25 protein-coding genes are annotated in these 25,179 nt (G+C 29.8%); 13 read left to right on the top strand and 12 right to left on the bottom strand.

Annotated elements, in window-relative coordinates; all coding sequences use genetic code 11:
• The first annotated feature begins 25 nt into the window (after nucleotides 1-25).
• Entirely contained in the window at nucleotides 26-460 is a 435-nt protein-coding gene (locus tag APAC_RS11320) for a hypothetical protein (protein WP_130234207.1), read from the top strand.
• A gap of 32 nt (nucleotides 461-492) precedes the next feature.
• Here the strand turns inward: APAC_RS11320 and APAC_RS11315 are convergent, their stop codons facing one another.
• The 6 genes from APAC_RS11315 to APAC_RS11290 form a co-directional block, all read right to left on the bottom strand.
• A complete protein-coding gene (locus APAC_RS11315) occupies nucleotides 493-1,491 on the bottom strand; it encodes a beta-ketoacyl-ACP synthase III (protein ID WP_130234206.1) in 999 nt (332 codons plus the stop codon).
• Nucleotides 1,492-1,516: 25 nt separating this feature from the next.
• A complete protein-coding gene (plsX, locus tag APAC_RS11310) occupies nucleotides 1,517-2,512 on the bottom strand; it encodes a phosphate acyltransferase PlsX (RefSeq protein WP_130234205.1) in 996 nt (331 codons plus the stop codon).
• A complete protein-coding gene (rpmF, locus tag APAC_RS11305; RefSeq protein ID WP_130234204.1) occupies nucleotides 2,512-2,664 on the bottom strand; it encodes a 50S ribosomal protein L32 in 153 nt (50 codons plus the stop codon). The genes plsX and rpmF overlap by 1 nt, the downstream gene beginning before the upstream one ends.
• Nucleotides 2,665-2,675: 11 nt before the next feature.
• Complete coding sequence (locus APAC_RS11300) at nucleotides 2,676-3,053, bottom strand: hypothetical protein (RefSeq protein ID WP_130234203.1); 378 nt, start codon at nucleotides 3,051-3,053, stop codon at nucleotides 2,676-2,678.
• Between the two features lie 26 nt (nucleotides 3,054-3,079).
• Nucleotides 3,080-3,493, bottom strand: a complete 414-nt coding sequence (ndk, locus tag APAC_RS11295; protein WP_130234202.1) for a nucleoside-diphosphate kinase — start codon at nucleotides 3,491-3,493, stop codon at nucleotides 3,080-3,082.
• Nucleotides 3,494-3,604: 111 nt separating this feature from the next.
• Nucleotides 3,605-3,880, bottom strand: coding sequence for an NADH-quinone oxidoreductase subunit I (locus APAC_RS11290; protein WP_130234201.1), 276 nt, complete (start codon nucleotides 3,878-3,880; stop codon nucleotides 3,605-3,607).
• A 285-nt stretch (nucleotides 3,881-4,165) separates the two neighbouring features.
• Here APAC_RS11290 and APAC_RS11285 point away from each other — a divergent pair, with 285 nt between their 5' ends.
• Complete coding sequence (locus tag APAC_RS11285) at nucleotides 4,166-4,762, top strand: peroxiredoxin (protein ID WP_130234200.1); 597 nt, start codon at nucleotides 4,166-4,168, stop codon at nucleotides 4,760-4,762.
• Between the two features lie 165 nt (nucleotides 4,763-4,927).
• Nucleotides 4,928-6,253: a transcription termination factor Rho gene (rho, locus tag APAC_RS11280; protein ID WP_130234199.1), complete on the top strand. Its 1,326-nt coding sequence runs from the start codon at nucleotides 4,928-4,930 to the stop codon at nucleotides 6,251-6,253.
• Between the two features lie 41 nt (nucleotides 6,254-6,294).
• Here the strand turns inward: rho and APAC_RS11275 are convergent, their stop codons facing one another.
• Entirely contained in the window at nucleotides 6,295-7,659 is a 1,365-nt protein-coding gene (locus tag APAC_RS11275) for an IS4 family transposase (protein WP_130232179.1), read from the bottom strand.
• Nucleotides 7,660-7,921: 262 nt separating this feature from the next.
• Between APAC_RS11275 and murI the strand changes: the two genes are divergently transcribed.
• From murI to APAC_RS11250, 5 genes are all read left to right on the top strand, one after another.
• Nucleotides 7,922-8,707 (top strand): glutamate racemase, encoded by a 786-nt coding sequence (murI, locus tag APAC_RS11270; RefSeq protein ID WP_130234198.1) that lies wholly within the window; start codon nucleotides 7,922-7,924, stop codon nucleotides 8,705-8,707.
• Nucleotides 8,704-10,806, top strand: a complete 2,103-nt coding sequence (locus APAC_RS11265) for a DNA polymerase III subunit gamma/tau (RefSeq protein WP_130234197.1) — start codon at nucleotides 8,704-8,706, stop codon at nucleotides 10,804-10,806. The genes murI and APAC_RS11265 overlap by 4 nt, the downstream gene beginning before the upstream one ends.
• A 66-nt stretch (nucleotides 10,807-10,872) precedes the next feature.
• The gene (locus APAC_RS11260; RefSeq protein WP_130234196.1) at nucleotides 10,873-11,706 is read left to right on the top strand and encodes a thioredoxin domain-containing protein; all 834 of its coding nucleotides are present in this window, start codon (nucleotides 10,873-10,875) and stop codon (nucleotides 11,704-11,706) included.
• Between the two features lie 12 nt (nucleotides 11,707-11,718).
• The gene (gene hemC, locus APAC_RS11255; protein WP_130234195.1) at nucleotides 11,719-12,657 is read left to right on the top strand and encodes a hydroxymethylbilane synthase; all 939 of its coding nucleotides are present in this window, start codon (nucleotides 11,719-11,721) and stop codon (nucleotides 12,655-12,657) included.
• A gap of 22 nt (nucleotides 12,658-12,679) precedes the next feature.
• Entirely contained in the window at nucleotides 12,680-13,222 is a 543-nt protein-coding gene (locus tag APAC_RS11250) for a hydrolase (protein WP_130234194.1), read from the top strand.
• Nucleotides 13,223-13,230: 8 nt separating this feature from the next.
• On the opposite strand, the gene APAC_RS11245 is transcribed toward APAC_RS11250, so the two are convergent.
• The 5 genes from APAC_RS11245 to prpB form a co-directional block, all read right to left on the bottom strand.
• The gene (locus APAC_RS11245) at nucleotides 13,231-14,118 is read right to left on the bottom strand and encodes a GGDEF domain-containing protein (protein ID WP_130234193.1); all 888 of its coding nucleotides are present in this window, start codon (nucleotides 14,116-14,118) and stop codon (nucleotides 13,231-13,233) included.
• Between the two features lie 110 nt (nucleotides 14,119-14,228).
• Nucleotides 14,229-15,407 carry a 2-methylaconitate cis-trans isomerase PrpF gene (gene prpF / locus APAC_RS11240; RefSeq protein WP_130234192.1) on the bottom strand — a complete coding sequence of 393 codons (1,179 nt, stop codon included), beginning with the start codon at nucleotides 15,405-15,407 and terminating at the stop codon, nucleotides 14,229-14,231.
• A gap of 106 nt (nucleotides 15,408-15,513) precedes the next feature.
• Nucleotides 15,514-18,111: a Fe/S-dependent 2-methylisocitrate dehydratase AcnD gene (gene acnD / locus APAC_RS11235; RefSeq protein WP_130234191.1), complete on the bottom strand. Its 2,598-nt coding sequence runs from the start codon at nucleotides 18,109-18,111 to the stop codon at nucleotides 15,514-15,516.
• 156 nt (nucleotides 18,112-18,267) lie between these two features.
• Entirely contained in the window at nucleotides 18,268-19,377 is a 1,110-nt protein-coding gene (locus APAC_RS11230) for a citrate/2-methylcitrate synthase (RefSeq protein WP_130234190.1), read from the bottom strand.
• A 57-nt stretch (nucleotides 19,378-19,434) separates the two neighbouring features.
• Nucleotides 19,435-20,319, bottom strand: a complete 885-nt coding sequence (prpB, locus tag APAC_RS11225) for a methylisocitrate lyase (protein ID WP_130234189.1) — start codon at nucleotides 20,317-20,319, stop codon at nucleotides 19,435-19,437.
• A 174-nt stretch (nucleotides 20,320-20,493) separates the two neighbouring features.
• Here prpB and APAC_RS11220 point away from each other — a divergent pair, with 174 nt between their 5' ends.
• From APAC_RS11220 to APAC_RS11200, 5 genes are read left to right on the top strand one after another with little or no spacing between them, the layout of a single operon-like run.
• Nucleotides 20,494-21,471 carry a hypothetical protein gene (locus APAC_RS11220; protein ID WP_130234188.1) on the top strand — a complete coding sequence of 326 codons (978 nt, stop codon included), beginning with the start codon at nucleotides 20,494-20,496 and terminating at the stop codon, nucleotides 21,469-21,471.
• A gap of 14 nt (nucleotides 21,472-21,485) precedes the next feature.
• The gene (locus tag APAC_RS11215) at nucleotides 21,486-22,847 is read left to right on the top strand and encodes a L,D-transpeptidase family protein (RefSeq protein ID WP_130234187.1); all 1,362 of its coding nucleotides are present in this window, start codon (nucleotides 21,486-21,488) and stop codon (nucleotides 22,845-22,847) included.
• A gap of 18 nt (nucleotides 22,848-22,865) precedes the next feature.
• The gene (locus tag APAC_RS11210; RefSeq protein ID WP_130234186.1) at nucleotides 22,866-23,729 is read left to right on the top strand and encodes a thymidylate synthase; all 864 of its coding nucleotides are present in this window, start codon (nucleotides 22,866-22,868) and stop codon (nucleotides 23,727-23,729) included.
• A gap of 9 nt (nucleotides 23,730-23,738) precedes the next feature.
• On the top strand, nucleotides 23,739-24,242 hold the full coding sequence (locus APAC_RS11205) for a dihydrofolate reductase (protein ID WP_130234185.1): 504 nt from the start codon (nucleotides 23,739-23,741) through the stop codon (nucleotides 24,240-24,242).
• 2 nt (nucleotides 24,243-24,244) lie between these two features.
• Nucleotides 24,245-25,171: a D-2-hydroxyacid dehydrogenase gene (locus APAC_RS11200; RefSeq protein ID WP_130234184.1), complete on the top strand. Its 927-nt coding sequence runs from the start codon at nucleotides 24,245-24,247 to the stop codon at nucleotides 25,169-25,171.
• Nucleotides 25,172-25,179: the final 8 nt, after the last annotated feature.

The raw sequence follows: 25,179 nt of genomic DNA, 5'->3' as shown, positions 1-25,179 counted from the left end.
TAAAAAATTAAAATAGGTATTAATTATGATTAAAGATATTATTGAAAATGAAGATTATAAAGATTTAGTTTCTAAACAAGTAAAAGAGGTTATGGATTTTTTATTATTAAATGATAAAGAGTTTTCAATAACTGGAAATTTTGATGCTATAACATTTGAACCTGAATTACCTGATGTGATTAAAACTCAACTTCCTAAATATCCATTATTTATTTTAAGTAATTATACATATTCAACAATTGCATTAAATGAAGAGTATATAACATTTGAAGCAGGATTTGGTAATGAAAACTTTGGTTCTATTGTTAAAGTTCCACTACAATCAGTTTTTCAAGTTATTTTAGATGAATCAATTCTGTTTTTAAATCCTGTTGCAACAGTAGAAAAATTTAATAAGAATAGAAAGTCAAATTCTATGAATGTATTTAAAAACAATCCAAATAATAAGAAATTTAATTAAAAAGAGTTAAATAGGCAAATGCCTATTTAATGTTAGTTATTTGGTGAAAATTTAAATAGTGCACTACCCCAAGTTAGTCCACCACCAAAGGCATCGAATAATACCATATCACCTTTTTTGATTTTACCTTGCTCATATGCATAGTTCATTGCCATAGGAATTGAAGCAGCTGAAGTATTACCATATTTATCAACTGTAACTACTGTTTGCTCTTCATTCATTCCTAATGCATCACCTACAGCTTTTATAATTCTATAGTTTGCTTGATGAGGAATAAAATGATCAATGTCATCATTTGAAAGATTATGTTTTTTCATCATAACTTGAACATCTGATGTTAAAGTTTTAACAGCAAGCTTGAAAGTCTCATTTCCTTTCATTTTTATACATGCCATTTTTGCATCAAGTACTTCTTGTGAACATGGATTTAAACTTCCTCCACCTGGAGTTTTGATTAAATCATCATAGTTTCCATCACTTGAACAATTTACATCTACAATTGCTTCGTCTTTATTTTCAGTTGCAGAAATAATTGCTGCTCCTGCTCCATCACCAAAGATAAAACAAGTCCCTCTATCTGTGTAATCTAAAATTGAAGTATATTTTTCTGCTCCAATAATTAAAACATTTTTTTTCATTCCTGATTCAATAAATGCTTTAGCAACTGATGTAGCATAAACAAAACCTGTACAAGCTGCACTTATATCATAAGCCATAACAGGAGGTAAACCTAATTTAGATGCAATTACACATGCTGTAGAAGGCATACATAAAAAGTCAGGAGTTACTGTAGCACAAATTACTAAATCAATATCTTCTTTATTGATACCAGCTCTTTGTATTGCTAACTCTGCTGCTTTTGCTCCCATATCTGAAGGAGCTTCATTCTTTTCAGAAATTCTTCTTTCTTTAATACCAGTTCTTTTAGTAATCCATTCATCACTAGTATCAATAATTTTTTCAAAATCTGCATTAGTCATTATCTTAGGAGGAATATATGCTCCTATAGATCTAAAAGCTGCATATGTCATTTAAAAATCCTTAAAACAAAAGTAATTATTTATTACTTAGTTCGGCTAATCTTGTTTCAATAATAGTATCAAAATTTGAACTAGCTGCATTTATTGCTTGGAAAATAGCATTTTGAATCGCTTTTGGATTCGATTTTCCATGTGCAATAATTACTGGTGCTTTTACTCCTAATAATGGAGCTCCACCGTACTCTGCGTAATCAACTCTTACTTTTAAATTTTTGAACACTTTTCTCATTAATACAGCACCTGCAATAGAGATTAGTGATCTTTTTAAGTTTTTCTTGATAATTTTACCAATAGTATCTGCAACACCTTCTGCAGTTTTAAGTAAAATATTACCTACAAAACCATCACATACAACTACATCTACTGTTCCTTTAAAGATATCACTACCTTCAACATTTCCTGCGAAATTTGGAAGTCTAGAAATTAATTTATATGCTTCTTTTGTAACTTCATTCCCTTTACTCTCTTCTTCACCATTACTTAATAAACCAACAATTGGTTCATCTTGCTGTAGTGCATATTGAGCATAAGTTTGTCCCATAACTGCAAATTCAAATAGGTTTTTTGAATCACTGTCAACATTTGCACCAACATCTAATACTAAAGTATTTTGATTTTCACTAGTTGGCATAAGTGTTGCAATAGCAGGTCTAGAAACACCTTTGATTCTACCAATTCTAAGTGTAGCTAAAGACATTGAAGCTCCTGAATGACCTGCTGATACTACTGCATCTGCATTTCCTTCTTTAACTAAGTCTATTGCTTTATAAATTGTAGATTCTTTTCTTTTTAATGCATCAGTTGCTGAGTCACTCATACTAATTACATCTTCAGTATGAACAATTTCAATTCTAGATAGAAAGTTTTGTGGAATTAACGGTAATAACTGTTGTTTATCACCTACTGCAATTGCAGTGAAGTTATTGTTTTTTTTAAGAGCTGCAACAAGCCCTTCGATTATGGGAGTAGGACCAAAGTCCCCACCCATAGCATCAATAGCTATTCTTAACATTAGCTCTTATATTCACCAGTATTTGGGTTAACCATATGAGGCATTTTCCAAGAACCATCACTATCTTTTACAGGTCTTTTTAATGTAATTTTGTAGTGAGTTCTTCTTTTTGCTGCTCTAGTATGAGATACTCTTCTCTTAGGTACTGCCATTTTATTTCTCCTTAAAATTCTTTTTCAAAGTCATCATTTATTTGTGAACACTCTTCACAAATAAAGTAATCACTTTTAATTGAGTTTAATTCACTTTCAATAATATCATTAAAGTCAATTAAACTATTTTCTATTTCTATTACTAACTCTTCACTTTCATTATTCTTATAGATACCATCACTCAACAAGAAATTCAGTGTCTCGTCAACTTCAATAAATTCAGTCTTTCCACATCTACAGCAATCGATATCTGTATTACCAGTTAATTCAGCATCGATTTTCACTAATGATTGCGATATTTTACAAAAAGTACCTTCAATTTTTACTGAATCGATTTCAACTACTAATTCTTTAGGAGTTGATGGTACTTTTCTAAACTCTATTTTCATAAATAAAAACTAACTAATTTAAAAAATTAGCAAATTTCTCTTTGTGCGAAAAAGAAGTTGATTTCAATTTCTGCATTCTCTAAAGAATCAGAACCATGAACTGCATTTGCATCAATAGATTCAGCGAAATCAGCTCTGATTGTTCCAGCTGCTGCTTCTTTAGGATTAGTAGCACCCATTAAATCTCTATTTTTTGCCATTGCATTTTCACCTTCTAAAACTGAAACTACAACTGGTCCAGAAATCATAAATTCTACTAATTCACCAAAGAAAGGTCTTTCAGCGTGAACTGCGTAAAATGCTTCTGCATCAGCTTTACTTAATTGTACTTTTTTTGTAGCTGCGATTCTTAAACCATTTGATTCAAATCTATCTAAGATTTTTCCTACAACGTTTTTAGCTACTGCATCAGGTTTGATGATTGATAATGTTCTTTCCATTACATATATTCCTCAATTTAATTTTCAAGTCGCGGATTATATCTAAAAAAATAAAAAAAGGCAAGTAGTAAAACTACTCGCCTTTTGGATAATTGATAATATAGCTAAAAATTAGTCTTCAACTACAGGAGTATTTGGCTCACCTCTGTCTTCTTTTTCAATAGATCCAGATCCAACTTCATCCCATTGAATACATCCCTCAGTTGGACATGCATCAGCACATGCTGGAGCGTCATTGTGTCCTACACACTCAACACACTTATCAGCGTATACATAATAAACATCCTCACCAGTTGGGTTCTCATCATTATCAACGATTGCTTCTACTGGACACTCGTCTAAACATGCGTCACAACTAATACAAATATCAGTAATTTTAACTGCCATAGTTAATCTCCTTTTAAAATTTAGAAAACTTTATCACAGTAAATATAAAATTAACTTTAAAATAAAAAGATTATCATTATGGGCATATAAAAGGTGTGAAATCTTATCTTTTTTGTTACATATATAATAAAAATTTTATCTAATAGCTAAGTCTAGAGGATAATTTTTATTATTTAATAAAATTTAGCTTAAATTTTAAAATTTAAGCTTTTTACAAGTTTAATGTTAGTTATTTTGATGTATAATTTCAGCACAAATAAATTAATTTTAAAAAAGGATTTAAATATGTTAGTAACTAAAAAAGCTCCAGATTTTACAGCAACAGCTGTATTAGCAGATGGTCAAATTGTAGATAATTTTAACTTATATGAAAACATTGGTGAAAAAGGTGCAGTTGTATTCTTTTACCCATTAGACTTTACATTCGTTTGTCCATCAGAAATCATTGCATTCTCAAAAAGAATTGAAGAGTTTGAATCAAGAGGTGTTTCTGTAATTGGTGTTTCTGTTGATTCTCAATTCTCACACTTTGCATGGAGAGAAACTCCAGTTGAAAATGGTGGAATTGGAAGAATTAAATACCCATTAGTAGCTGACCTTTCAAAACAAATTTCAAAAGATTTCGACGTATTATTTGGAGATTCAGTTGCATTAAGAGGTTCTTTCTTATTAGATTCAGACGGAACTGTTAGACATGCAGTTATCAATGACTTACCATTAGGAAGAAATATTGATGAAATGATTAGAATGGTAGATACTATGTTATTTACTAATGAGCATGGTGAAGTTTGTCCTGCAGGTTGGTCAAAAGGTGACGAAGGTATGAAGCCATCAACTGAAGGTGTTGCAGAGTACTTAGGTAAAAACGAAGGTAAATTATAATATTAATTTTTAATTAACTTCTCTAAAAGGTACCATTTTATGGTGCCTTTTCTTTTTTTATTGACAAAAACTTAAATAAACACTAAAATTACACGATTACTTAAATATCTACACAACTACAAAAACTACATAACTTTATGTAAAATCAAAAGGTAAAAAAAACTCATGGAAGAGTCAAAAACTCAAACTCAAAACAAAAAAACGACAAAAAAAACAAGAACGCATATTCCTGTTGAGGGATATAAAATTGAGCAATTAAGAGAACTTCCTTTAGAAGAGCTTTTAGTTATTGCAAAAGAACTTGATGTAGAAAATCCACAAGAACTAAAAAGACAAGATTTAATGTTTAACATTTTAAAGTATCAAATTGATGCAGGTGGATTTATTCTTTTTACTGGAATTTTAGAAATAAAAGAGGGTGGATTTGGTTTTTTAAGAGCAATTGATGGAAACTTCTCTGATACTTCAAATGATTCTTATGTATCTGCAACTCAAATTAGAAAATTTGCTTTAAGAACAGGTGATATTGTTACAGGACAAGTAAGACCTCCAAATAAAGATAGTGAAAAATATAATGCATTACTTAAAATAGAAGCAATTAATTACTTACCTGTAAAAGAATCAAAAAATAGACCTTTATTTGATAACTTAACTCCATTATATTCAGCAGACAGATTTACATTTGAGTATGATTCAAATAGAATGACAGGTAGAATGCTTGATTTGTTTGCTCCTATGGGTAAAGGTCAAAGGGGACTTATAGTTGCTCCTCCAAAGACAGGTAAAACTGAATTACTAAAAGAGTTAGCTCATGGAATTACTAAAAATCATCCTGAAGTACATTTAATGGTATTACTAATTGATGAAAGACCTGAAGAGGTAACTGATATGCAAAGAAGTGTTAAAGGTGAAGTTTACTCTTCTACTTTTGACTTACCTGCACAAAATCATGTTAGAGTTGCTGAGATTGTTATTGAAAAAGCAAAAAGACTAGTTGAAATGAAAAAAGATGTAGTTATTTTACTAGATTCTATTACAAGGTTAGCAAGAGCATATAATACTGTAACACCAAGTTCTGGAAAAGTACTTTCAGGTGGGGTTGATGCAAATGCATTACATAAACCAAAAAGATTCTTTGGTGCTGCTAGAAATATAGAAGAGGGTGGTTCTTTAACTATTATTTCAACTGCACTTATTGAAACTGGTTCAAAAATGGATGAAGTTATCTTTGAAGAGTTCAAAGGAACAGGTAATAGTGAAGTTGTATTATCTAGAGATGCAGCAAATAAAAGGGTTTATCCAGCTCTTGATATTACAAAATCTGGAACAAGAAAAGAAGAGTTACTTCTTTCTCCTGACATATTACAAAAAACTTGGATTTTAAGAAATGCAATTGCATCTATGGATGAAGTTGAAGCGCTTAAATTCTTATATTCAAAAATGAAAAAGACTAAAGATAATGAAGAGTTTTTCTCTTCAATGAACGAATAGTAAAAAGGTGTTTGATTTTCAAACACCTTTTTTTATTTTACTTAACTTTCGCACCTAAAACCAAGCAATTTTCCAGTCACATCTCTTAATAGATCAATGATAGCTGTAAAATCCTCATTTCTATTGACAACTTCTTCAATTTTTGCAATCTCATCTAAAATAGCTAAAAATGCTTGCATAGCTATTGCTAGAGTATGAAGTTCACATTCTAAATCTTTAAACAATCCACCAATTGTTTTAGGTTCATTGCTGATACGATTTATATAGCTAACAACATTGTATGTAAAAAAAGATAGTGTAATTCTGGCTATCAAAGCTTCATAGATTCGATTCTCTTCTTTTCCGAATCCAAAGTGTTCACGAAGTTCTTTATACCCTTGTTCTATATCCCATCGTCTTTTATAAATATCTATAATCTCTTCATCACTAAGTATAAGATTGGTTGATACGATTGGTATTAAATTCTCTTTTGTTTTTATAAAAACAATTTTTAATTTACCAGCTTTTTTATGTTCAACTATGGTTGAAAAATACTCAAACTTTATCTTTTTGCCATATTGACCCATCTTGATAGATTTAAGCTTTTTAAATTTGTTATAGATGCCATCAAGGGTCTTTTTCTCTCCTGTAAAATTCCATATCCTGTCATTGTTTACCATTCTTGAAATGACTTGCAATCCAAGTTCATTCATAGTTTCTATAAATACAGGTTTAGAATACCAGCTATCTACAAGCAGATAATCTGCATATATACCACTAGCTACTGCTCTTTTAATCATCTCTATAGCAATTTGTGATTTCCCTTTTAAGCTTTCCAATCTTCGCTTATGTGCATTGGTTCGATGATCAATAATATTTGTAAACTCTTCTATCTTTACCCTTGCATAACTGTTCATAGCAATTGCAAAGTCCAACATAAAATTTGAATAACCATCACTATAGTTTAGTGATACAACATTTACACCTCTGATTTTTCTCTTTGCTTTATTGCTCCAAAGGTTGTCACAACTTCCCTCTATATTTTTACCAACTTTATCTTCAACAGTATCATCAAGTATAAGAACTCTTACTAGCTTTGAATCTTGCACTTTATGAAGTAGTGATAAGATCTTTAAAGAACTAAGAGATAATAGTTTTCTCCAATTATAAGAAGTATTGGAAAGTAATCGATAATATACATCTTTTTTGAAACTATCATTACTTTGATCCATAAAGGTTGATATTTTTTTATTCATAACCAGCATATATACAAAATGTAATACAACCATATGAACAGCAACTCCCTCTTTTTTAGAAAAATTGCTCTTGGTTAAAATAGTTTTCATATTTAACAAACGTAATGTTTCATAGATTGGATTTTTTAACTTATCGTTTATAATACCGATGATCTTGGATTCTATCTGCATTCTTACCCTTTAATATAATAGATATTATAGCTAAAAGTGCCTATTTAAGGGCTTTATTGAGAGTTCAAAATAGAAAAATATCATAGAAAAACAACTAAATTATTTTTATGTCAACAAGGATAAGATTATTAACTAAAGGAGTAATGTTTTAGGGAGATTTAGCTACAATTTTAATCAATTTAACGTGCGAAAGTTAAGTTATTTTAACAAATTAGTTATTTCTTTTTTGATATAATCTTGCAAATTTATCATAAGGTTAAAGTTGAAAGTTGGTGTATTTGATTCTGGACTTGGTGGATTAACTGTTGTTAAAGCAATAACTGAAGTTTTACGAGGTTCAGAGATTTTTTATATTGCAGATACTGAATTTGCTCCTTATGGAGAAAAATCTGTAAATCAAATACTTAATAGATGTGATTTAATAACTCAACATTTAATTTCCAAGTATGATATTGATGCTTTAGTTGTTGCTTGTAATACGGCAACTTCTGCAGCGATTAATCATCTAAGAGAAAAGTTTAGTGATATATTGATAATTGGAACAGAACCAGGTATAAAACCTGCAATACTAAATACTAAAACTTCAAAAATAGGAGTGCTAGCAACTCCTGCAACTTTAAAAGGAAATAAATATCAGCTTTTAGTAAATGAATTATCTTCTATAAAACAAGTTGAATTATTTGAGTGCGCTTGTATTGGTTTAGTTGAGCAAATTGAAAATGATGAAATATCTTCAACAAAAACTTATGATATGATGAATAATTGGCTTAGTCCCATGAAGGATAATGGTGTTGATACTATAGTGTTAGGTTGTACACATTATCCTTTAGTTAGTAGTGTAATTAAAGAGATTATGGGTGATGAAATAAACTTGATACAAACAGGACAAGCAATAGCAAATAGACTTCTTAGTCTTAGTTCTAAATTGGAACATCAAAATAGTGGTGATTTGATAATTGACATTTGTCATACTGGAAAAATTCATAAAAATTTAGTAGAAAAAATTTTAGATAGTAAAAATATAAATATTAGGATGTGTGAGATATGAGTGAACAAATTGAAAAAAGAGTTTTAGCTTTAAAGTATAGACCAAAAAGGTTTGAAGATTTGGTAGGTCAAAGTACGGTTTCTCAAACTTTATCCTTAGCTCTTGATTCAAGTAGACTTTCTCATGCTTACCTTTTTAGTGGACTTAGAGGAAGTGGTAAAACAAGTACAGCTAGAATTATGGCGAAAGCACTTTTATGTACAAATGGACCTACTTCAAAACCTTGCGAGGTTTGTGATAATTGTGTTAGTGCAAATTCAAATAGACACCTTGATATTATAGAAATGGATGCTGCTTCAAATAGAGGTATTGATGATATTAAAGATTTAATTGAACATACAAAATATAAACCAAGTAGTGCTAGATTTAAAGTATTTATTATCGATGAAGTTCATATGCTTACTACTCAAGCTTTTAATGCTTTATTAAAAACTTTAGAAGAACCTCCTGGATTTGTTAAATTTATTTTAGCAACAACTGATCCATTAAAATTACCAGCAACGATTTTAAGTAGAACTCAACACTTTAGATTTAATAAAATTGCACAAAATGACGTAATCCATCATTTATCTCATATATTAAATGAAGAGAATATTGATTTTGATAAAGATGCATTAGAAATATTAGCAAGAACAGGACAAGGAAGTTTAAGGGATACTTTAACATTATTAGACCAAGCAATAATTTTCTCAAAAGCAAGAATTACAACTTCAAGTGTAGTTGATATGCTTGGACTTATTGATCCTACAGTTATGGATAATATTTTCTCTGTTGTATTAAATAAAGGTGATATCAATCCAATTTTAAAAGAGTTAGAGGTTTATGAAGTTTCTCAAATTTGTGATGAAATGACTATTTACTTAAAAGATAAAATGCTAAGTAAAGACCCGAGATTTGATTTATTACTATTTGATAGATTTTTTAGAGTTTTAAGTGATGCAAAACATTTATTATCAATAAATTCTGATAGTGGATTTGTATTATTATTAACATTAATGAAACTTGTTGAAGCAACAAATATAAAAACTATTGATGATATCATAAATCAAGTACAAAATATATCTGTAAAAGAAACTACAACAGTTATTACTCCAAGTGTAACTCCTACGGTTCAAGAATCTACTCCAAATGTACAAAAAGAGATTGAGCCAACACCTTTCGTAAAAGAAGAAATTAAAGCTCCAATTGAGCATGAAACAAAAATAGAAGAACCAACTGAGGCAGATTTAGCAATGGCTGAAAGTGTGATTGATTTAGGAGTTGTTGATGCAATTGAAACTGTTAATCCTTTTGAAGAGGAACAATTAATACAAGCTCCTCAAAAAGAAGAACCAAGAAATGACTTTTCAACTCCATTTGATGCTACACCTTTTGATGAAGAACCTACACAAGATAAATTAACACAAGAAAAGCCAGTAGAACAATTAGTAGAAAATATTGAGCCAAAACTTGAAGAAAAAGTAGAAGAGAAACTAGAAAAAGAGGCTGAAGTGAATTCAAATGAATTAGTTCAAGAGCCAATGGAACAACAAGTGAAAGTAAATCATAATGAAGAAATTGAAGTTGTGGCACTTGAAAGTTTTGAAGATGATCCTTCACTTGAGTTATATGAGCAATTAACTGCAAAGATTTATGATAGAGATTTTGCCCTTGGAGAGTGTTTTGAAAAAAACTTTATATATAATGGTTTTGAAAATAGAAAATTAAATATTATTTCATATGCCCAAGATGATGATAGAAAATTTTTATATAAACATTTTGGTGTAATTAAAACATTTGCACTTGATACTTTTGGTCATGATATTGAACTAGACTTTAAAAAGGAAGAACCCTCCGTATTAGAAGAGAAAAAAACTGAATTAAAAGTTGATGATTCATCAAAAGATAAAAGTTATGATGAAAATAATTCCAATGATAGTGGTTCTATGATTGAAGATATTGAAGTTGGTTCAGGTTGTGTTGCTGATATGCAAAAAACTTCTAATCCAACTCTATCTCAAAGAGAACTAGAGCTTAATGATATTATAAATTCAAAAATGCTTGACAAAGCTAAAGAGTTACTTGATGTCAGAAAGATTACAGTTAAAACAAGAAGTTAAATTATTAACTTTTTATTAATTGAAAATCGATAAACTATTGATTAAATTCAAAGAAGGAATATAAATATGAATAAAGTTTCAAAGTTACTAACTCTTAGTACTTTACTTGCAACAGCATTAGTTGCAAATGATAAAAATGTAATAGAATTTGAAAAAAATAGAATTTCTCAAAATCCTAATGTAAAAGTTGAAGAAATCACAATTAATACTAAAAAAGAGTTACCAATTTCGGGTTGGAATGGTTATATTTTAGATGTTAAAGCTAAAGTAGGAGAAAAAGACGTAAATGCAAAAGATATAGTTTTTTCTGATGGTAGATATATAGCTTTAGATTTAATTGATTCAAAAAATGGTAAATCTTTAAAAGATTTAGTTACACCAAACTTAACTTCTAAATATTATGATAAATCAAAGTTAATTGCTGGTAATCACAATGCCAAAGATAAAATTGTTGTATTCTCAGACCCACTATGTCCATTTTGTATGGACTATATACCAGATGTAATTAATCATGTAAATAAAAATGCTGATTCAATTGCTTTATATTACTATCATTTCCCATTATTAAGATTACACCCAGCAGCAGGTCCTTTATCAAAAATAATGGATGTAGCAAAGCATAAGGGAATGAAAGATGTTGAGTTAAAAACTTATAAAGCTGATTGGGATAAATATTTCACAAGTAAAACAACGGATGAAAAGAAAATCTTAGAAGCGTTTAACAGTGAATTTAAAACAGATATTAAATTGAGTGAAATTCAAGATAAAAAGGTTCAAGACTTAATTAAAAATGATATGAAAATGGGTGAGGATGTTATGGTTCAAGGAACACCTACAATTTTTGTAAATGGTATAAAAGATACTATGAAAGTTAAATTTTTAGAACTTGGAAATAAATAAAAAAGAGGAAAAATGGATAAACTAGTAATTGCAACAAGACAGAGTAAATTAGCCTTATGGCAAAGTGAATATATAAAAGCAAGACTTCAAGAACAATACCCAAATATGGAAGTTGAATTAAAAACTTTTTCAACTAAAGCAGATAAGATTTTAGATGTACCATTGGCTAAAATTGGAGGTAAAGGGCTATTTACAAAAGAGCTTGAAATTGCTTTATTAAATAAAGAAGCAGATATTGCAGTACATAGTTTAAAAGATGTTCCAGTTGAGTTTGAAGAGGGCTTTGTATTAGCAGCACTTACAAAAAGATTTGACCCAAGAGATGCACTTTTAAGTGAAAAGTATTCATCTTTTGAAGATTTACCAAAAGGTGCAGTGGTTGGAACTACAAGTTTAAGAAGAAGACTTGAGATTATGCTTCAAAGACCTGATATTGAATTAAAAGATTTAAGAGGTAATATTAATACAAGAATTGCTAAGTTAAAAGCTGGTGAGTATGATGCAATTATTTTAGCTGCAACTGGTGTTCAAAAACTTCAAATTGAGGATGAAGTTAAATATTTCGTACCAATTAGTACTGATATTATGATTCCTTCTATGGGACAAGCAACACTTGGTATTGAGACTTTAGATAATCCGCAGTTAGTTGAGTTATTATCTTTCTTAAATGACAAAAATGCTGTAATTGAATCAACAGTTGAAAGAGCATTTGTAAGAACATTAGAAGGTGGTTGTCAAGTTCCAATTGGAGTAAAAGCAACTATTATTGATGATAAATCAATTAGAGTTCAAGCAATTGTAGGAATGCCTGATGGTAGTGAAACTATTAGTGAAGATATAACTGCAAGTATTGATAATTATGAAAATATTGGACAAAATCTAGCACAAGTATTTATTGACCAAGGTGCAAAAGAGTTACTTGCAAGAGCAGAAGAAATAGCTTTTAAATAAATTCATATATAAGGAGAGATTTATGAGAATTAATGTTGAAGATACACTATTTTGTTTAGTTGATGTACAAGAGAGATTATTCCCTCATGTTATAAATAATGAGCAAATTGAAAAGAATTTACTAACTTTAGTAAAGGGTTTAAAGGTTTTAGAAGTTCCATTTATAGTTAATGAACAATATAAAAAAGGTATTGGTGAAACAATTCCATCGTTAAAAGAGTTAGTTCAAGAAGACCCACATTTTGAAAAAACTACTTTTTCTTGTTGTAAAAATGAACCAACAATGGATGCTATTAAAAATGCTGGAAAAAAATATGTAATTGTCGCTGGAATTGAGACACATGTTTGTGTTTTACAAACTTGTATTGACTTATTAGATGCAGGTTTAACACCAGTTTTAGTAACTGATTGTGTTACTTCAAGAAAACAAAGTGATACGGATATGGCAATTCAAAGATTAATTCAAGCAGGAGTTGTACCAACAACATATGAATCAATTTTATTTGAATTAACATTAAATGCTAAAAATCCAGTATTTAAAACTATTTCTTCATTAGTAAAATAGAATTTTTTCTATTTTACTATAGCATTTTTTCCTGCTTTTTTAGCTCTATACATCTTTTTATCAGCTAGATTAACAATATCAGAATAGTTTTCAAACTTTTTATCAAATTCAACTAATCCAATACTTAATGTGATTTCACCATATTTTGTTGTATTAAACTCTTCAATTGTTTTATTCATAATTCTTGCAAGATATTCATATGAATAGTTTATAGGTGTATTTAAACTAATAATACAAAACTCTTCACCACCTAGTCTAAAAATATAATCAATTGCTTTTCTTGAATGATTTTGTAAAATAGCTGCAAATTTTTTTAAAACAATATCTCCATCATTATGTCCAAATGTATCATTAATAGTTTTAAAATTATCAATATCAATATAAGCAAGTGTTGCTTTGATTTTATCTTTTTTTATTTGTTCAAAAATATCTGAACAAACTTTTTGAAAATATCTTCTATTATATAGTGTAGTTAACCCATCTGTTATTGATAGCTTTTCTAATTGTTTACTAATAATTATATTTTCATTTTCTAATTGAATCCTTTTTATCTCAGTTGCAATTCTTTTAGCAAAAATCATAAGAGTTTCAAATAAATCTTTTTTTATTGATAATTTACTTAAGCTAAAAATATTAATATTTCCAATGGTATTATTATTTTGATCTACTATGGGTATTTTAGATAAATATTCATTTGTTTTTTTAAAATTATAAGTTGTGGAAAAAATATTCTGTGTTTTTTTTAAGTCATCTTTTGTAATTGTTATTTCTTTTGCATTAAATATTTTTTTTATCTCCAATGCTGTTGTTTTAATGAAATCTTTTCCTATTTTTCTTGAAGTTGAGTCTACTAGTGATAGAAGTATTTTATAATTGTTAAAGTCAGTATTAATCAATGTAATCTCTTTAATAAAAAATTACATTATGTTATCTAATTTTATTTGATATAAGGTTTAATTACCCTAAATTTAATTAGGGTAATTAATGTAAAATAATTATTTAATTATTATATATCCATTGTACCAGCTGGAACATGTACATTTCCATCCATGATAATTCTTGCACTTCTACTCATAGAAGCTTTTTCAACCACATATTTATCACCATCTTTAGAAATAGTAGCACCTACTTTAATAGCACCACTTGGATGTCCAAATGTTACAGTATCTCTCTCACCACCACCAGCAGCAAGATTAACTAAAGTTCCTGGGATTGAACCTGCAACACCAATAGCAACAGAAGCAGTTCCCATCATAGCGTGGTGTAATTGTTGCATAGATAATGCTCTTACATGTAAATCCATCTCACTTGCTTTTACTTCTTTACCAGAAGATGTTATAAAGTCTTGTGCAGGAGATACAAATGCAATTTTTGGTGTGTGTTGTTGAGTTAATGCATCACTTGCATCTTTCATAACACCCATTTTTAAAGCACCTGCAATTCTGATTTTTTCAAATTTTTCTAATGCTTCTGTATCAGAATTGATGTCACCTTGAAGCTCAGTTCCTTTGTATCCAATCTCTTCAGCATTTACAAATACAGTTGGAATACCAGCCGTTATCATTGTAGCTTTAAGAGTTCCAACTCCTTCAACTTCTAAATCATCTACAAGATTTCCTGTTGGGAACAACTCTTCGCTTGGATCAACTGGCTCAACAAACTCTAATACAATTTCTTCAGCTGGGAAAGCAACACCATCAATTTCATAATCACCCATTTCTTTAACCATCCCATTTTCCATTGTTACATAACAAAGAATAGTTTTTTTGATGTTTGCTTGCCAAATTCTTACACAACAAACTCCATTTTCAGGAACATTATCAACTAAACCTTCATGAATAGCAAAAGGTCCAACAGCTGAGCTTAGGTTTCCACAGTTTCCACTCATATCAACAAAATCTTTGTCAATTGCAACTTGACAGAAGTAGTAATCTACATCATGATTTGGAACATTAGATTTTCCTACTAAAATAGCTTTAGAAGTAGATGAAGAAGCTCCCCCCATTCCATCCATTTGTTTTTTATAAACATCAGGAGAACCAACAATTCTTTGAAGTAATTTATCTCTTTTTGCTGGATTTTCTTGAGCCTCTTTTGGTAAATCGGCAATATTAAAGAAAGTACCTTTAGAAGTACCACCTCTCATATATGTAGCTTTAACTTTAAACTGTGGTTGATAAGCCATGTGTTTTCTCCTTGTTTTAAATAAATATTCGTTAAAAAAATCTTTTGATTTCTTTAACAAATATTTTAAGGGCATTTGCCCTTAAAATTTAAGATGTTAGTTTGGATTAGTTTCCTGATGCAACAACATCTTTAGCGAATTTTTGTAAAATACCACCGTTTTTGTAAACATCAACTTCAGCAGAAGTATCTAATCTACATAAAACATCGAATTTAACAACTTCACCATTTGCTCTAGTCATAACAACAGTTAAGTCACATCTAGGAGTGATTTCACCTTCGATATCAAATACTTCAGAACCATCAATATCGTAAGTAAATCTAGTTTCACCATCTTTGAATTGTAATGGTAATACACCCATTCCAACTAAGTTAGTTCTGTGAATTCTTTCAATTGACTCAGCAATTAATACTTCAACACCTGCAAGTCTAACACCTTTAGCTGCCCAGTCTCTAGAAGATCCTTGACCATAGTTAGTACCAGCGATGATAATAAGTGGTTGTTTTCTATTGTTGTATGTTTCAATAGCTTCCCACATTCTAGATTCAGTACCTTCTGGCATAATCTTAGTTAATGAACCTTGTTTAACATTTCCATTTTCATCTTTAACCATTTCGTTAAATAGTTTTGGATTTGCTAATGTTGCTCTTGAAGCAGTATTATGATCCCCTCTGTGTGTTGCATAAGAGTTAAGGTCAGGAATTGGAAGACCTTTAGAGATACAGTACTCACCAGAAGCTGAATCAGGTAAAATAGCATTTGATGGTGATAAGTGGTCAGTAGTGATATTATCAGGGAATACACCTAATGGTCTCATACCTTTTAATGCTGGCATTTGCATATATTCATCTTCCCAGTATGGTGGTTTTTGAATATAAGTTGAGTTTGGATTCCATTTGTAGAATGGCTCAGCTTTAACACCTTTAATTCCATCTCTAGCAAACATTGGCTCATAAATAGCATTATACATTTCAGGTCTAACAAACTCTTTTTCAATTGCATCAATCTCAGCATCACTTGGCCATAAATCAGCTAATTTAATGTCATTACCATCTTTATCTTTACCTAAAGAGTCATTTTCAATATCAAATCTAACAGTACCAGCTAATGCATAAGCAACAACTAATGCAGGAGATGCTAAGAATGCTTCTTTTACGTATGGGTGAATTCTACCATCAAAGTTTCTATTACCTGATAATACAGCAGTAGAATAGATATCTCTATCAATAACTTCTTGTTGGATTTTTGGATCTAAAGCACCTGACATACCATTACAAGTAGTACATGCAAAACCAACTACACCGAATCCTAATTTTTCCATTTCAGGTAATAATCCTGCTTCTTTTAAGTAAACTTCAATAACTTTTGAACCTGGTGCTAATGAAGACTTAACCCATGGTTTTCTAGTTAATCCAAGCTCGTTTGCTTTTTTAGCTAAAAGTCCTGCAGCAATAACGTTTCTTGGGTTTGAAGTATTTGTACATGATGTAATTGCAGCAATTAAGATACCACCATCTGGAATTAAATCACCTTCTTGAGTCCACTCTTTTACAATACCTTCTTCTTTTAAAGTAGAAGTTGGAACTAATTTGTGAGGTTTAGATGGTCCTGCTAAAGATCTAGTTACTTTAGATAAGTCAAATTGAATTGTTCTAGCATAAGTTGCATTTTCAAATTGATCTGCCCATAAACCATTAGCTTTTGCGTAAGCTTCTACTAATTGACATTGTTTCTCTTCTCTACCTGTTACTCTTAAGTAAGAAATAGTTTGTTCATCAATAGCGAACATACCTGCAGATGCTCCATATTCAGGAGTCATATTTGCAATTGTAGCTCTATCACCTAAGTTAAGGTACTTAATACCTTCACCAAAGAACTCTAAGTATGCAGAGATAACATTGTTTTCTCTTAAGAATGAAGTCATTGAAAGTGCGATATCAGTTGCAGTAATTCCTGGTTTTCTTTCACCTACAATTTCAACACCAATAATTTCAGGAACTCTCATATATGAAGGATTTCCTAACATTACGTTTTCAGCTTCTAATCCACCAACACCAACAGCGATTACACCAAGTGCATCTACGTGAGGAGTATGTGAATCTGTACCTACTAAAGTATCTGGTGAAGCGATACCATCATTTAAGTGAACAACTGGAGACATTTTCTCTAAGTTGATTTGGTGCATAATACCATTACCTGGAGGAATAACATCTACGTTATTAAATGCTTCTTTTGTCCAGTTAATAAAGTGGAATCTATCTGCATTTCTTCTATCTTCGATATCTCTATTCTTTTGGAATGCATCTGGATCAAATCCACCACACTCTACTGCTAATGAGTGGTCAACGATTAATTGAGTTGGAACAACTGGGTTAACTTTATCTGGGTTTCCACCTTTTGAAGCTACTGCTTCTCTAAGTCCTGCAAGGTCAACAAATGCAGTTAATCCTAAGATATCGTGACAAATAACTCTTGATGGGAACCAAGGGAAATCTTTGTCTGTTCTTTTTTCAATTAATTGAACTAATGAATCTTCTAAATCTTCACTAGGACATTTTCTAATTAAGTTTTCTGCTAAAACTCTTGAAGTGTAGTTTAGTTTTTCAAATGAACCAGGAGTAATATCTTCTACAGCTGATTTTACATCATAATACTTAACACCATCTACACCATCAAGGTCTTTAAGATATTTTTCGTTTGTCATATTTATATCCGTTTTTTAATTTTAAGGTTGCTTCCTAATTTTGTTTACCAACAGTGAAAAAATTTGTTTGGAATTTATCCACTGTAATGTGGCGCTAATATATTCTCAAACAGTCTCAAAAGAGACTATTTAAGATTCTTTTTTAATAAGTTTAGATTACTTTCTATCTTCTAAAGCAACAAATTCTCTTGGCTCTACACCAATGTACTCAGAACTTGGTCTGATAATTCTGTTGTTTGCTCTTTGTTCAAATGCGTGAGCAGCCCATCCAGCAGCTCTTGACATAATGAATAATGGAGTGTAGTATAATCTTTCGATTTCCATGTAGTGGTAAATTAATCCACCGAAGAAGTCGATATTATCTGGTAAACCTTTTTCAGCTTTTACTTTGTCTCTAATTGCTTTTGCAATATCAAATAATTTAGGGTCAGAAGTTTCTAACTCTTTTAATTCGTTTGCTAATTCAAATCCAACTGGAGATCTTGGGTCGATTTCTCTATATACTCTGTGTCCGAATCCCATGATTTTTTCTTTTCTAGCAAATAATTCATCAACTGATTTTAATGCATGATCAACATCATCAAACTCAAGAACGAATTTAATAGCTACTTCATTAGCTCCACCATGTAAGTGACCTTTTAAAGTACCAATACCAGTAGTCATACAAGAGTAGATGTCTGATAAAGTTGAAGCAGTAATTCTGTTTGCAAAAGTAGAAGCATTAAATTCATGCTCAGCGTATAAAGTTAACATAGCATTCATAGCTTTAACTTCTACATCTAATGGTTTCTTCTCTTTTAATCTTTCTACGATGTAACCTGCAATTGTAGTTTCTTCAGATGCTAAATCAATTTCTTTTCCATTTTTGTGCCAGTGGTGCCAGTATACTAAGAACGATGGGAATGCTCCTAATAATCTAGTAATTTTTTCCATTTGGTCAGAAAAGTCTTCTGCTTCAGGTTCAACACAACCAAGTGCAGAAGTAGCAGTCTTCATAACGTCCATTGGGTGAGAAGATGCTGGAATTGATTTTAATACATTCTTAACAGAGATTGGTAATTCTCTACCTTGAATAATTTTTCTTTGGAACATTTTTAATTCGTGTTTGTTTGGTAATTCACCAACTAATAATAAATATGCTACCTCTTCGAAATCTGCTTTTAAAGCTAAATCTGCGATATCATATCCTCTATAGTTTAATCCATTTCCTAAACCACAAGTACAAATTGCTGATTGACCAGCTGTAACACCTGCTAAACCACTCATATGTTTCTCCTTATTTATTTTAGTTCTTATTAAATTTTAGTTTTAAAGTAAAGCTAATTATTTAGCTTTACCTTTTGAAAATAATTCGTCCATTTTTTGCTCATAATCATGGTAACCTAACATATCGTAAAGTTCCATTCTTGTTTGCATAGTGTCTAACACACCTTCTTGAGTACCTTTGTCTCTTAATTCTTGGTATACATTTAATGCAGCTTTGTTCATTGCTCTAAATGCTGATAATGGGTAAAGTACCATTTCAATACCAACTGAACCTAACTCTTCAGTAGTAAACATTGGAGTTGCACCGAACTCAGTAATGTTTGCTAATACTGGAACAGTCATTTGGTCACAGAATTCTTTGTACTCTTTTAATGTATGTACAGCTTCAGCGAAGATTGCATCTGCTCCAGCTTCAACGTAAGCTTTTGCTCTTGCAACTGCAGCTTCTTGACCTTCAGATGCGTGTGCATCAGTTCTAGCAATAATGTAGAACTCTGGGTCTAATTGCATTTTAGCATCAACTGCAGCTCTGATTCTGTCACACATTTCTTCAGTTGTAACTAATTCTTTATTTGGTCTGTGTCCACATCTTTTTGCAGCAACTTGATCCTCAATGTGAAGCCCCGCAGCTCCAGCTCTGATGAATTCTTTTACTGTTCTAGCAACGTTAAATGCATGTCCCCATCCAGTATCAGCATCAACGATAACTGGTGTATCACAAATAGAAGTAATTCTTCTAATGTCAATACATACATCTTCAATCATAGTCATACCTAAATCTGGTAAACCATATGATGCATTTGCAATACCTCCACCTGATAAGTAGATAGCTTTGTATCCTACTCTTGTAGCTTGTAATGCTTGGTATGCATTAATAGTTCCTACGATTTGTAAAGGAGTTTCTTCCTTTAGTGCTTGTCTAAATTTTTTTCCTGCGCTCATACACATCCTTTAAATAAAAGTTGACTTTCATTATACATAATTCGTACACTTAATTAGTGTATGATTTTTGAAAGATAAAACACAATTTTTTTTATAAAAAAACAATAATGTACAATATTTGTTTTTATGGGAGAAAATGGTACAATTATTTAACTTGAAACTAAAAGGAAGCTTATGACTTATAAAAATGCAATTGAGAAATTTATTGAAATTTTTCAACGTTCAAACTTGAGTATTTCAAAGTTTGCATCACTTATAAGTAAGGATAGAAGAACCGTAACATCGTGGATTGATAATGTTTCTAATATTGAACCTAATGAGGATGTTAAGAACAAGATTTGTCAAGTTTTTAGATATCCTGATTATATATGGGAAGAGGGATGTAATGGCGAAGAGTTTATTAAATCAATTACTCAAATACCACAAAAAGAGGTAAGAATTCTTGATGAGGACTATTATGGACGTTTAAAATACATTATGGATATGGAAAAAAATAGAAGGTTTGTTATTCAAGCTCAATTTCCAGGACCTATGTATAGGGATTCTGCTGTACAAAAAGTGTACAGAACTACAACAAGTAAAGATATAGAAGATTTAAAGCAAGAAAGAATTAATCAAATGCTTAGATATGATTATGATACAACAGAGTGGTATTCAATTAAATCTGTATTATCATTTTGTTTTGCAAGTATTGGAAACTTTTATACAAAAGATGAAAAAATTAAAATTTTAGATTTGATGTATGAACTATTTAATAACAACTATAATAAGAAACTTTTTTTATTTGATTCTTTTTCTAGAAAGATATATGGAATGGAAACAACATATATATCAATAAATGTAAAACAAAAAATTCTATTTTTTAAATCACCAATTGAATCTGTATTTATTGAAATTAGAAATAAAAACTTAGTTGAGAGAATGCATAAATATTACTCTTCTCCAATTGAAGCTCCCTCTCATGTTAATTTTTTAGAATCTGTTAAAATTATAAAGATTTTACAAGATGCATTAAGATATAACAATGATATAAAACAAGCTTATGAGATGATAAATAGACAAACTGATTATGGTGAATTGTTCTATAATAACCTAAGTTTTGATTTACAAAAAGAAGTTAGTGAACCTAAAACTGGTCAAAAAAGAAATTAAAATAAAGAGGATTGATGTTTAAAAGTAGATTTATATTAAGTATTGCAGTTGCTACTTTTTTTGTAGGTTGTACTGTAAAAGAAGAAGTTATTAAATATGATAATAAAAAAGTTCAAGCTAGTTCTGAATTAAAAAAAGAAGTTAAACAAACAGTAGAAGTTACTAAGCCTTTAGTTGTAAAAAAAGAGTATAAAGTTAGCCAAAATGAGAAAGATTTTTTAGATATTTTAGAAGATGATTCTTATTCTTCTCTTTGTGGAAGTAAGAATAAATATAAAGAGATTAAAGCTTTAGAAAATAGTGAAGAAAAGACTAATCTTATAAGTGAGCTTTTTGTAACTTATGTTGAAAACTTAGCTAATTCTTGTATTGATGTAAAAGATTTCCAAAAAAAATTATCAGCTAAAAAATATGATGAAATGAATCAAGACTATGAAGTATATTTAACAGATATTAAAAAAGAGGAAATTTTAAATAAATTTAATAGTAATGAAATTAGTGTAAAAGAGATTTTAGATTTATACGCACCAAAACACCCAAACTTTTTTAAATTTATTGAGGCTTTAGATAAAAATAGTTTAACTACTAATGAATATAAAAAGTTGAAATTAAATATAGAAAGATTTAAATTATTAAAGTATCAAGGTAGCGATAATTTTATTCAATTAAATGTTCCTTCAACTGATTTTACTTTTTATGAAGATGGAAAAGTTATAAAAAATTTTAGAACTGTTGTTGGAGAAAAAGAGAGTCAAACACCAGTTTTATCAAGTAACTTTAACTATTTTGTTATAAACCCAACATGGAATATTCCTGATTCTATTGCTAAAAAAAGTATTATTCCTAAAGCTTTAAAGGATAAAAACTACTTAAAAAGCAAAAATATTGTAATTAGAAAAAACTATAATTTAGATTCTCAAAAAATTAAATTTAGTGATGTTAATTGGAAAAAGTATTTAAAAAAAGATGTAAAATATATTCCATATAAATTTATTCAATTACCTTCAACTAGAAATGGAATGGGAAGATTAAAGTTTTTATTTAAAAATAAGTATGCAGTTTATATGCATGATACAATTGGTTCATGGAGATTTAAACATAAAAATCAAAACTTAAGATTTGCAAGTCATGGTTGTATTAGGTTGGAACATCCTTTAGGATTAATGCAATATATTACTACAAATTACACAAAACATAATTATAGCTATACAAAAGGTTTATATGATAGTTTTAAAACATCTGGTATAAGTTTAAGCAAAAAATTACCAATTCATCTAACATATATTACTAGCTATATAAATAATGATGGGAAAGTTTCGTTCTATAAAGATAGATATGATTATGATAAAATTCAGAAATTGAATTATAATTTATAAAATTAATAAGGAAAAATTTTGAAACAATATTTAGATTTATTACAACATATATTAGATAATGGTATAACAAAAGAGGATAGAACAGGAACGGGTACAACTTCAGTTTTTGGTTATCAAATGAGATTTGACTTAAGTCAAGGTTTTCCTTTAGTTACTACAAAAAAAACTTTCTTAAAAGGTATTATTAGCGAGCTTTTATGGTTTATTGAAGGTAGTACTGATGAGAGAAGACTTGCTGAAATTCACTATGGTGATAAAGCGGAAAATTTAGTAGGTAAAAATACAGTTTGGACTGCAAATGCTGATGCACAAGGTAAAGCTTTAGGATATACAAACACTGATACTATAAAAGAGCTTGGTCCTGTTTATGGAGCTCAATGGAGAAGTTGGAAAGGTGCAAATGATAAAGCTTATGACCAACTTGCTGATGTTATCAATCAAATAAAAACAAATCCAGATTCTAGAAGAATTATCTTAAATGCATGGAATGTAGCAGAGATTGAAAATATGGCACTACCTCCATGTCATACATTTTTCCAATTTTACGTAGCAGATGGAAAACTATCTTGTCAACTTTATCAAAGAAGTGCAGATGTATTTTTAGGGGTTCCTTTTAATATAGCTTCTTATGCACTTTTAACTATGATGATTGCACAAGTTTGTGATTTAGAAGTTGGAGATTTTGTTCATACGTTTGGTGATGCTCATATATATTCAAATCATATGGAACAAGTAAACTTACAGCTTAGTAGAACTCCACATGCATTACCAACAATGAATATCAATCCAGATATTAAAGATATTAATGATTTTAAAATGAGTGATTTTGAACTTGTTGGATATACTTGTGATGAACCAATTAAAGCTGTGATGGCTGTATAAGGATAAAAAATGAAAATTTCAATGATAGTTGCATATGGAAAAAACTGGGAAATAGGTCTAAATAATGAAATGTTATGGCATATAAGCGAAGATTTTAAAAACTTTAAAGCTATTACTTCAGGACACCATATCTTAATGGGAAGAAAAACATTTGAATCTATAGGAAAACCTCTTCCAAATAGAACTTCATTAGTATTATCAAATAGTGGGTTTGAACATTCAGGTGTTCATACTTTTAGTGATGTTCAAGAGGCATTTAATTTTGCTAGAAAAAATGCTGAAGAAGAACTATTTATAATTGGTGGTGCTAATATTTATGAATCATTATTTCCATACGTTGATAAAATGTATTTATCAGAAATTGATTTTGAAGGTGTTGCTGATGCATTTTTAAAACCAATTGATTTTTCTACTTGGGATTTAGAAGAAGAGAGATCTTATGATGAAATTATTGAGCATGGAAAAGTTAAATCACCTGCTTGGAAATTCAAAGTTTGGGTTAAAAAAGACTAATCATGAAAATAGTACTACTTGATAGAGAAACTTTAGGTTCTGATGTAGACCTAAGTGTTTTTGATAAATTTGGTGAGCTTATAAGCTATGATATTACAAAAGAAGACGAAACTTTAGAGCGTGTAAAAGATGCTGATATAGTTATCACAAATAAAGTTGTGATTGATTCACACATTATGGATAATTCAAATCTAAAACTTATTTGTATAAGTGCAACTGGAACTAATAATGTAGATTTAGTTCATTCAAAGAAAAAAGGAATTGAGGTAAAAAATGTAGCTGGGTATTCTAGCTCGTCTGTTGCTCAAGTTGCTTTTTCTATGATTTTTCATTTTGTATCTAAACTTGATTATTATAAAAAATATGTAGATGAAGGTAATTGGCAAAAAAGTGAAATCTTCACTCATATAGATGCACTATTTCATGAACTTGATGGTAAAAGAGTAGGGGTTATTGGACTTGGTGATATTGGAAGAAACTTTGCAAAAAAAGCTAAGGCTTTTGATTGTGAAGTTGTGTATTACTCTACAAGTGGTAAAAACTCAAATAGTGAATATAAAAGAGTAGAACTAGATGAACTACTAAGCACTAGTGATATTATCTCAATTCATTGCCCTTTAAATGAAGATACAAAAGATTTATTAAACTATGAAAATATGAAAAATATCAAAGATGGTGCAATACTTCTAAACCTAGGTCGAGGTGGAATTATAAATGAACCAGATTTAGCAAAAATCATAGATGAAAAAGAGATTTATTGTGGTATTGATGTAGTATCAGTTGAACCAATAGAAGAATCAAATCCACTATTAAAAGTGAAAAATAAAGAGCAACTATTGCTTACTCCACATATAGGGTGGGCAAGTATAGAAGCTAGAGCTAGACTTATAGAATTAGTTGCTAAAAATATTGAAGAGTTTATAAAATAATAATATAA

The sequence above is a fragment of the Malaciobacter pacificus genome, from assembly GCF_004214795.1.
Classification (GTDB): Bacteria; Campylobacterota; Campylobacteria; order Campylobacterales; family Arcobacteraceae; genus Malaciobacter_A; species Malaciobacter_A pacificus.
The sequence above is the reverse complement of the archived record's forward strand: the minus strand, read 5'-3'. Positions and strand labels throughout refer to the sequence as shown.

Coding starts and splice junctions, on each gene's coding strand:
- APAC_RS11320 (WP_130234207.1), top strand. CDS start 26: ATGATTAAAGATATTATTGAAAATGAAGATTATAAAGATTTAGTTTCT.
- APAC_RS11315 (WP_130234206.1), bottom strand. CDS start 1,491: ATGACATATGCAGCTTTTAGATCTATAGGAGCATATATTCCTCCTAAG.
- plsX (WP_130234205.1), bottom strand. CDS start 2,512: ATGTTAAGAATAGCTATTGATGCTATGGGTGGGGACTTTGGTCCTACT.
- rpmF (WP_130234204.1), bottom strand. CDS start 2,664: ATGGCAGTACCTAAGAGAAGAGTATCTCATACTAGAGCAGCAAAAAGA.
- APAC_RS11300 (WP_130234203.1), bottom strand. CDS start 3,053: ATGAAAATAGAGTTTAGAAAAGTACCATCAACTCCTAAAGAATTAGTA.
- ndk (WP_130234202.1), bottom strand. CDS start 3,493: ATGGAAAGAACATTATCAATCATCAAACCTGATGCAGTAGCTAAAAAC.
- APAC_RS11290 (WP_130234201.1), bottom strand. CDS start 3,880: ATGGCAGTTAAAATTACTGATATTTGTATTAGTTGTGACGCATGTTTA.
- APAC_RS11285 (WP_130234200.1), top strand. CDS start 4,166: ATGTTAGTAACTAAAAAAGCTCCAGATTTTACAGCAACAGCTGTATTA.
- rho (WP_130234199.1), top strand. CDS start 4,928: ATGGAAGAGTCAAAAACTCAAACTCAAAACAAAAAAACGACAAAAAAA.
- APAC_RS11275 (WP_130232179.1), bottom strand. CDS start 7,659: ATGCAGATAGAATCCAAGATCATCGGTATTATAAACGATAAGTTAAAA.
- APAC_RS11265 (WP_130234197.1), top strand. CDS start 8,704: ATGAGTGAACAAATTGAAAAAAGAGTTTTAGCTTTAAAGTATAGACCA.
- APAC_RS11260 (WP_130234196.1), top strand. CDS start 10,873: ATGAATAAAGTTTCAAAGTTACTAACTCTTAGTACTTTACTTGCAACA.
- hemC (WP_130234195.1), top strand. CDS start 11,719: ATGGATAAACTAGTAATTGCAACAAGACAGAGTAAATTAGCCTTATGG.
- APAC_RS11250 (WP_130234194.1), top strand. CDS start 12,680: ATGAGAATTAATGTTGAAGATACACTATTTTGTTTAGTTGATGTACAA.
- prpF (WP_130234192.1), bottom strand. CDS start 15,407: ATGGCTTATCAACCACAGTTTAAAGTTAAAGCTACATATATGAGAGGT.
- acnD (WP_130234191.1), bottom strand. CDS start 18,111: ATGACAAACGAAAAATATCTTAAAGACCTTGATGGTGTAGATGGTGTT.
- APAC_RS11230 (WP_130234190.1), bottom strand. CDS start 19,377: ATGAGTGGTTTAGCAGGTGTTACAGCTGGTCAATCAGCAATTTGTACT.
- prpB (WP_130234189.1), bottom strand. CDS start 20,319: ATGAGCGCAGGAAAAAAATTTAGACAAGCACTAAAGGAAGAAACTCCT.
- APAC_RS11220 (WP_130234188.1), top strand. CDS start 20,494: ATGACTTATAAAAATGCAATTGAGAAATTTATTGAAATTTTTCAACGT.
- APAC_RS11215 (WP_130234187.1), top strand. CDS start 21,486: ATGTTTAAAAGTAGATTTATATTAAGTATTGCAGTTGCTACTTTTTTT.
- APAC_RS11205 (WP_130234185.1), top strand. CDS start 23,739: ATGAAAATTTCAATGATAGTTGCATATGGAAAAAACTGGGAAATAGGT.
- APAC_RS11200 (WP_130234184.1), top strand. CDS start 24,245: ATGAAAATAGTACTACTTGATAGAGAAACTTTAGGTTCTGATGTAGAC.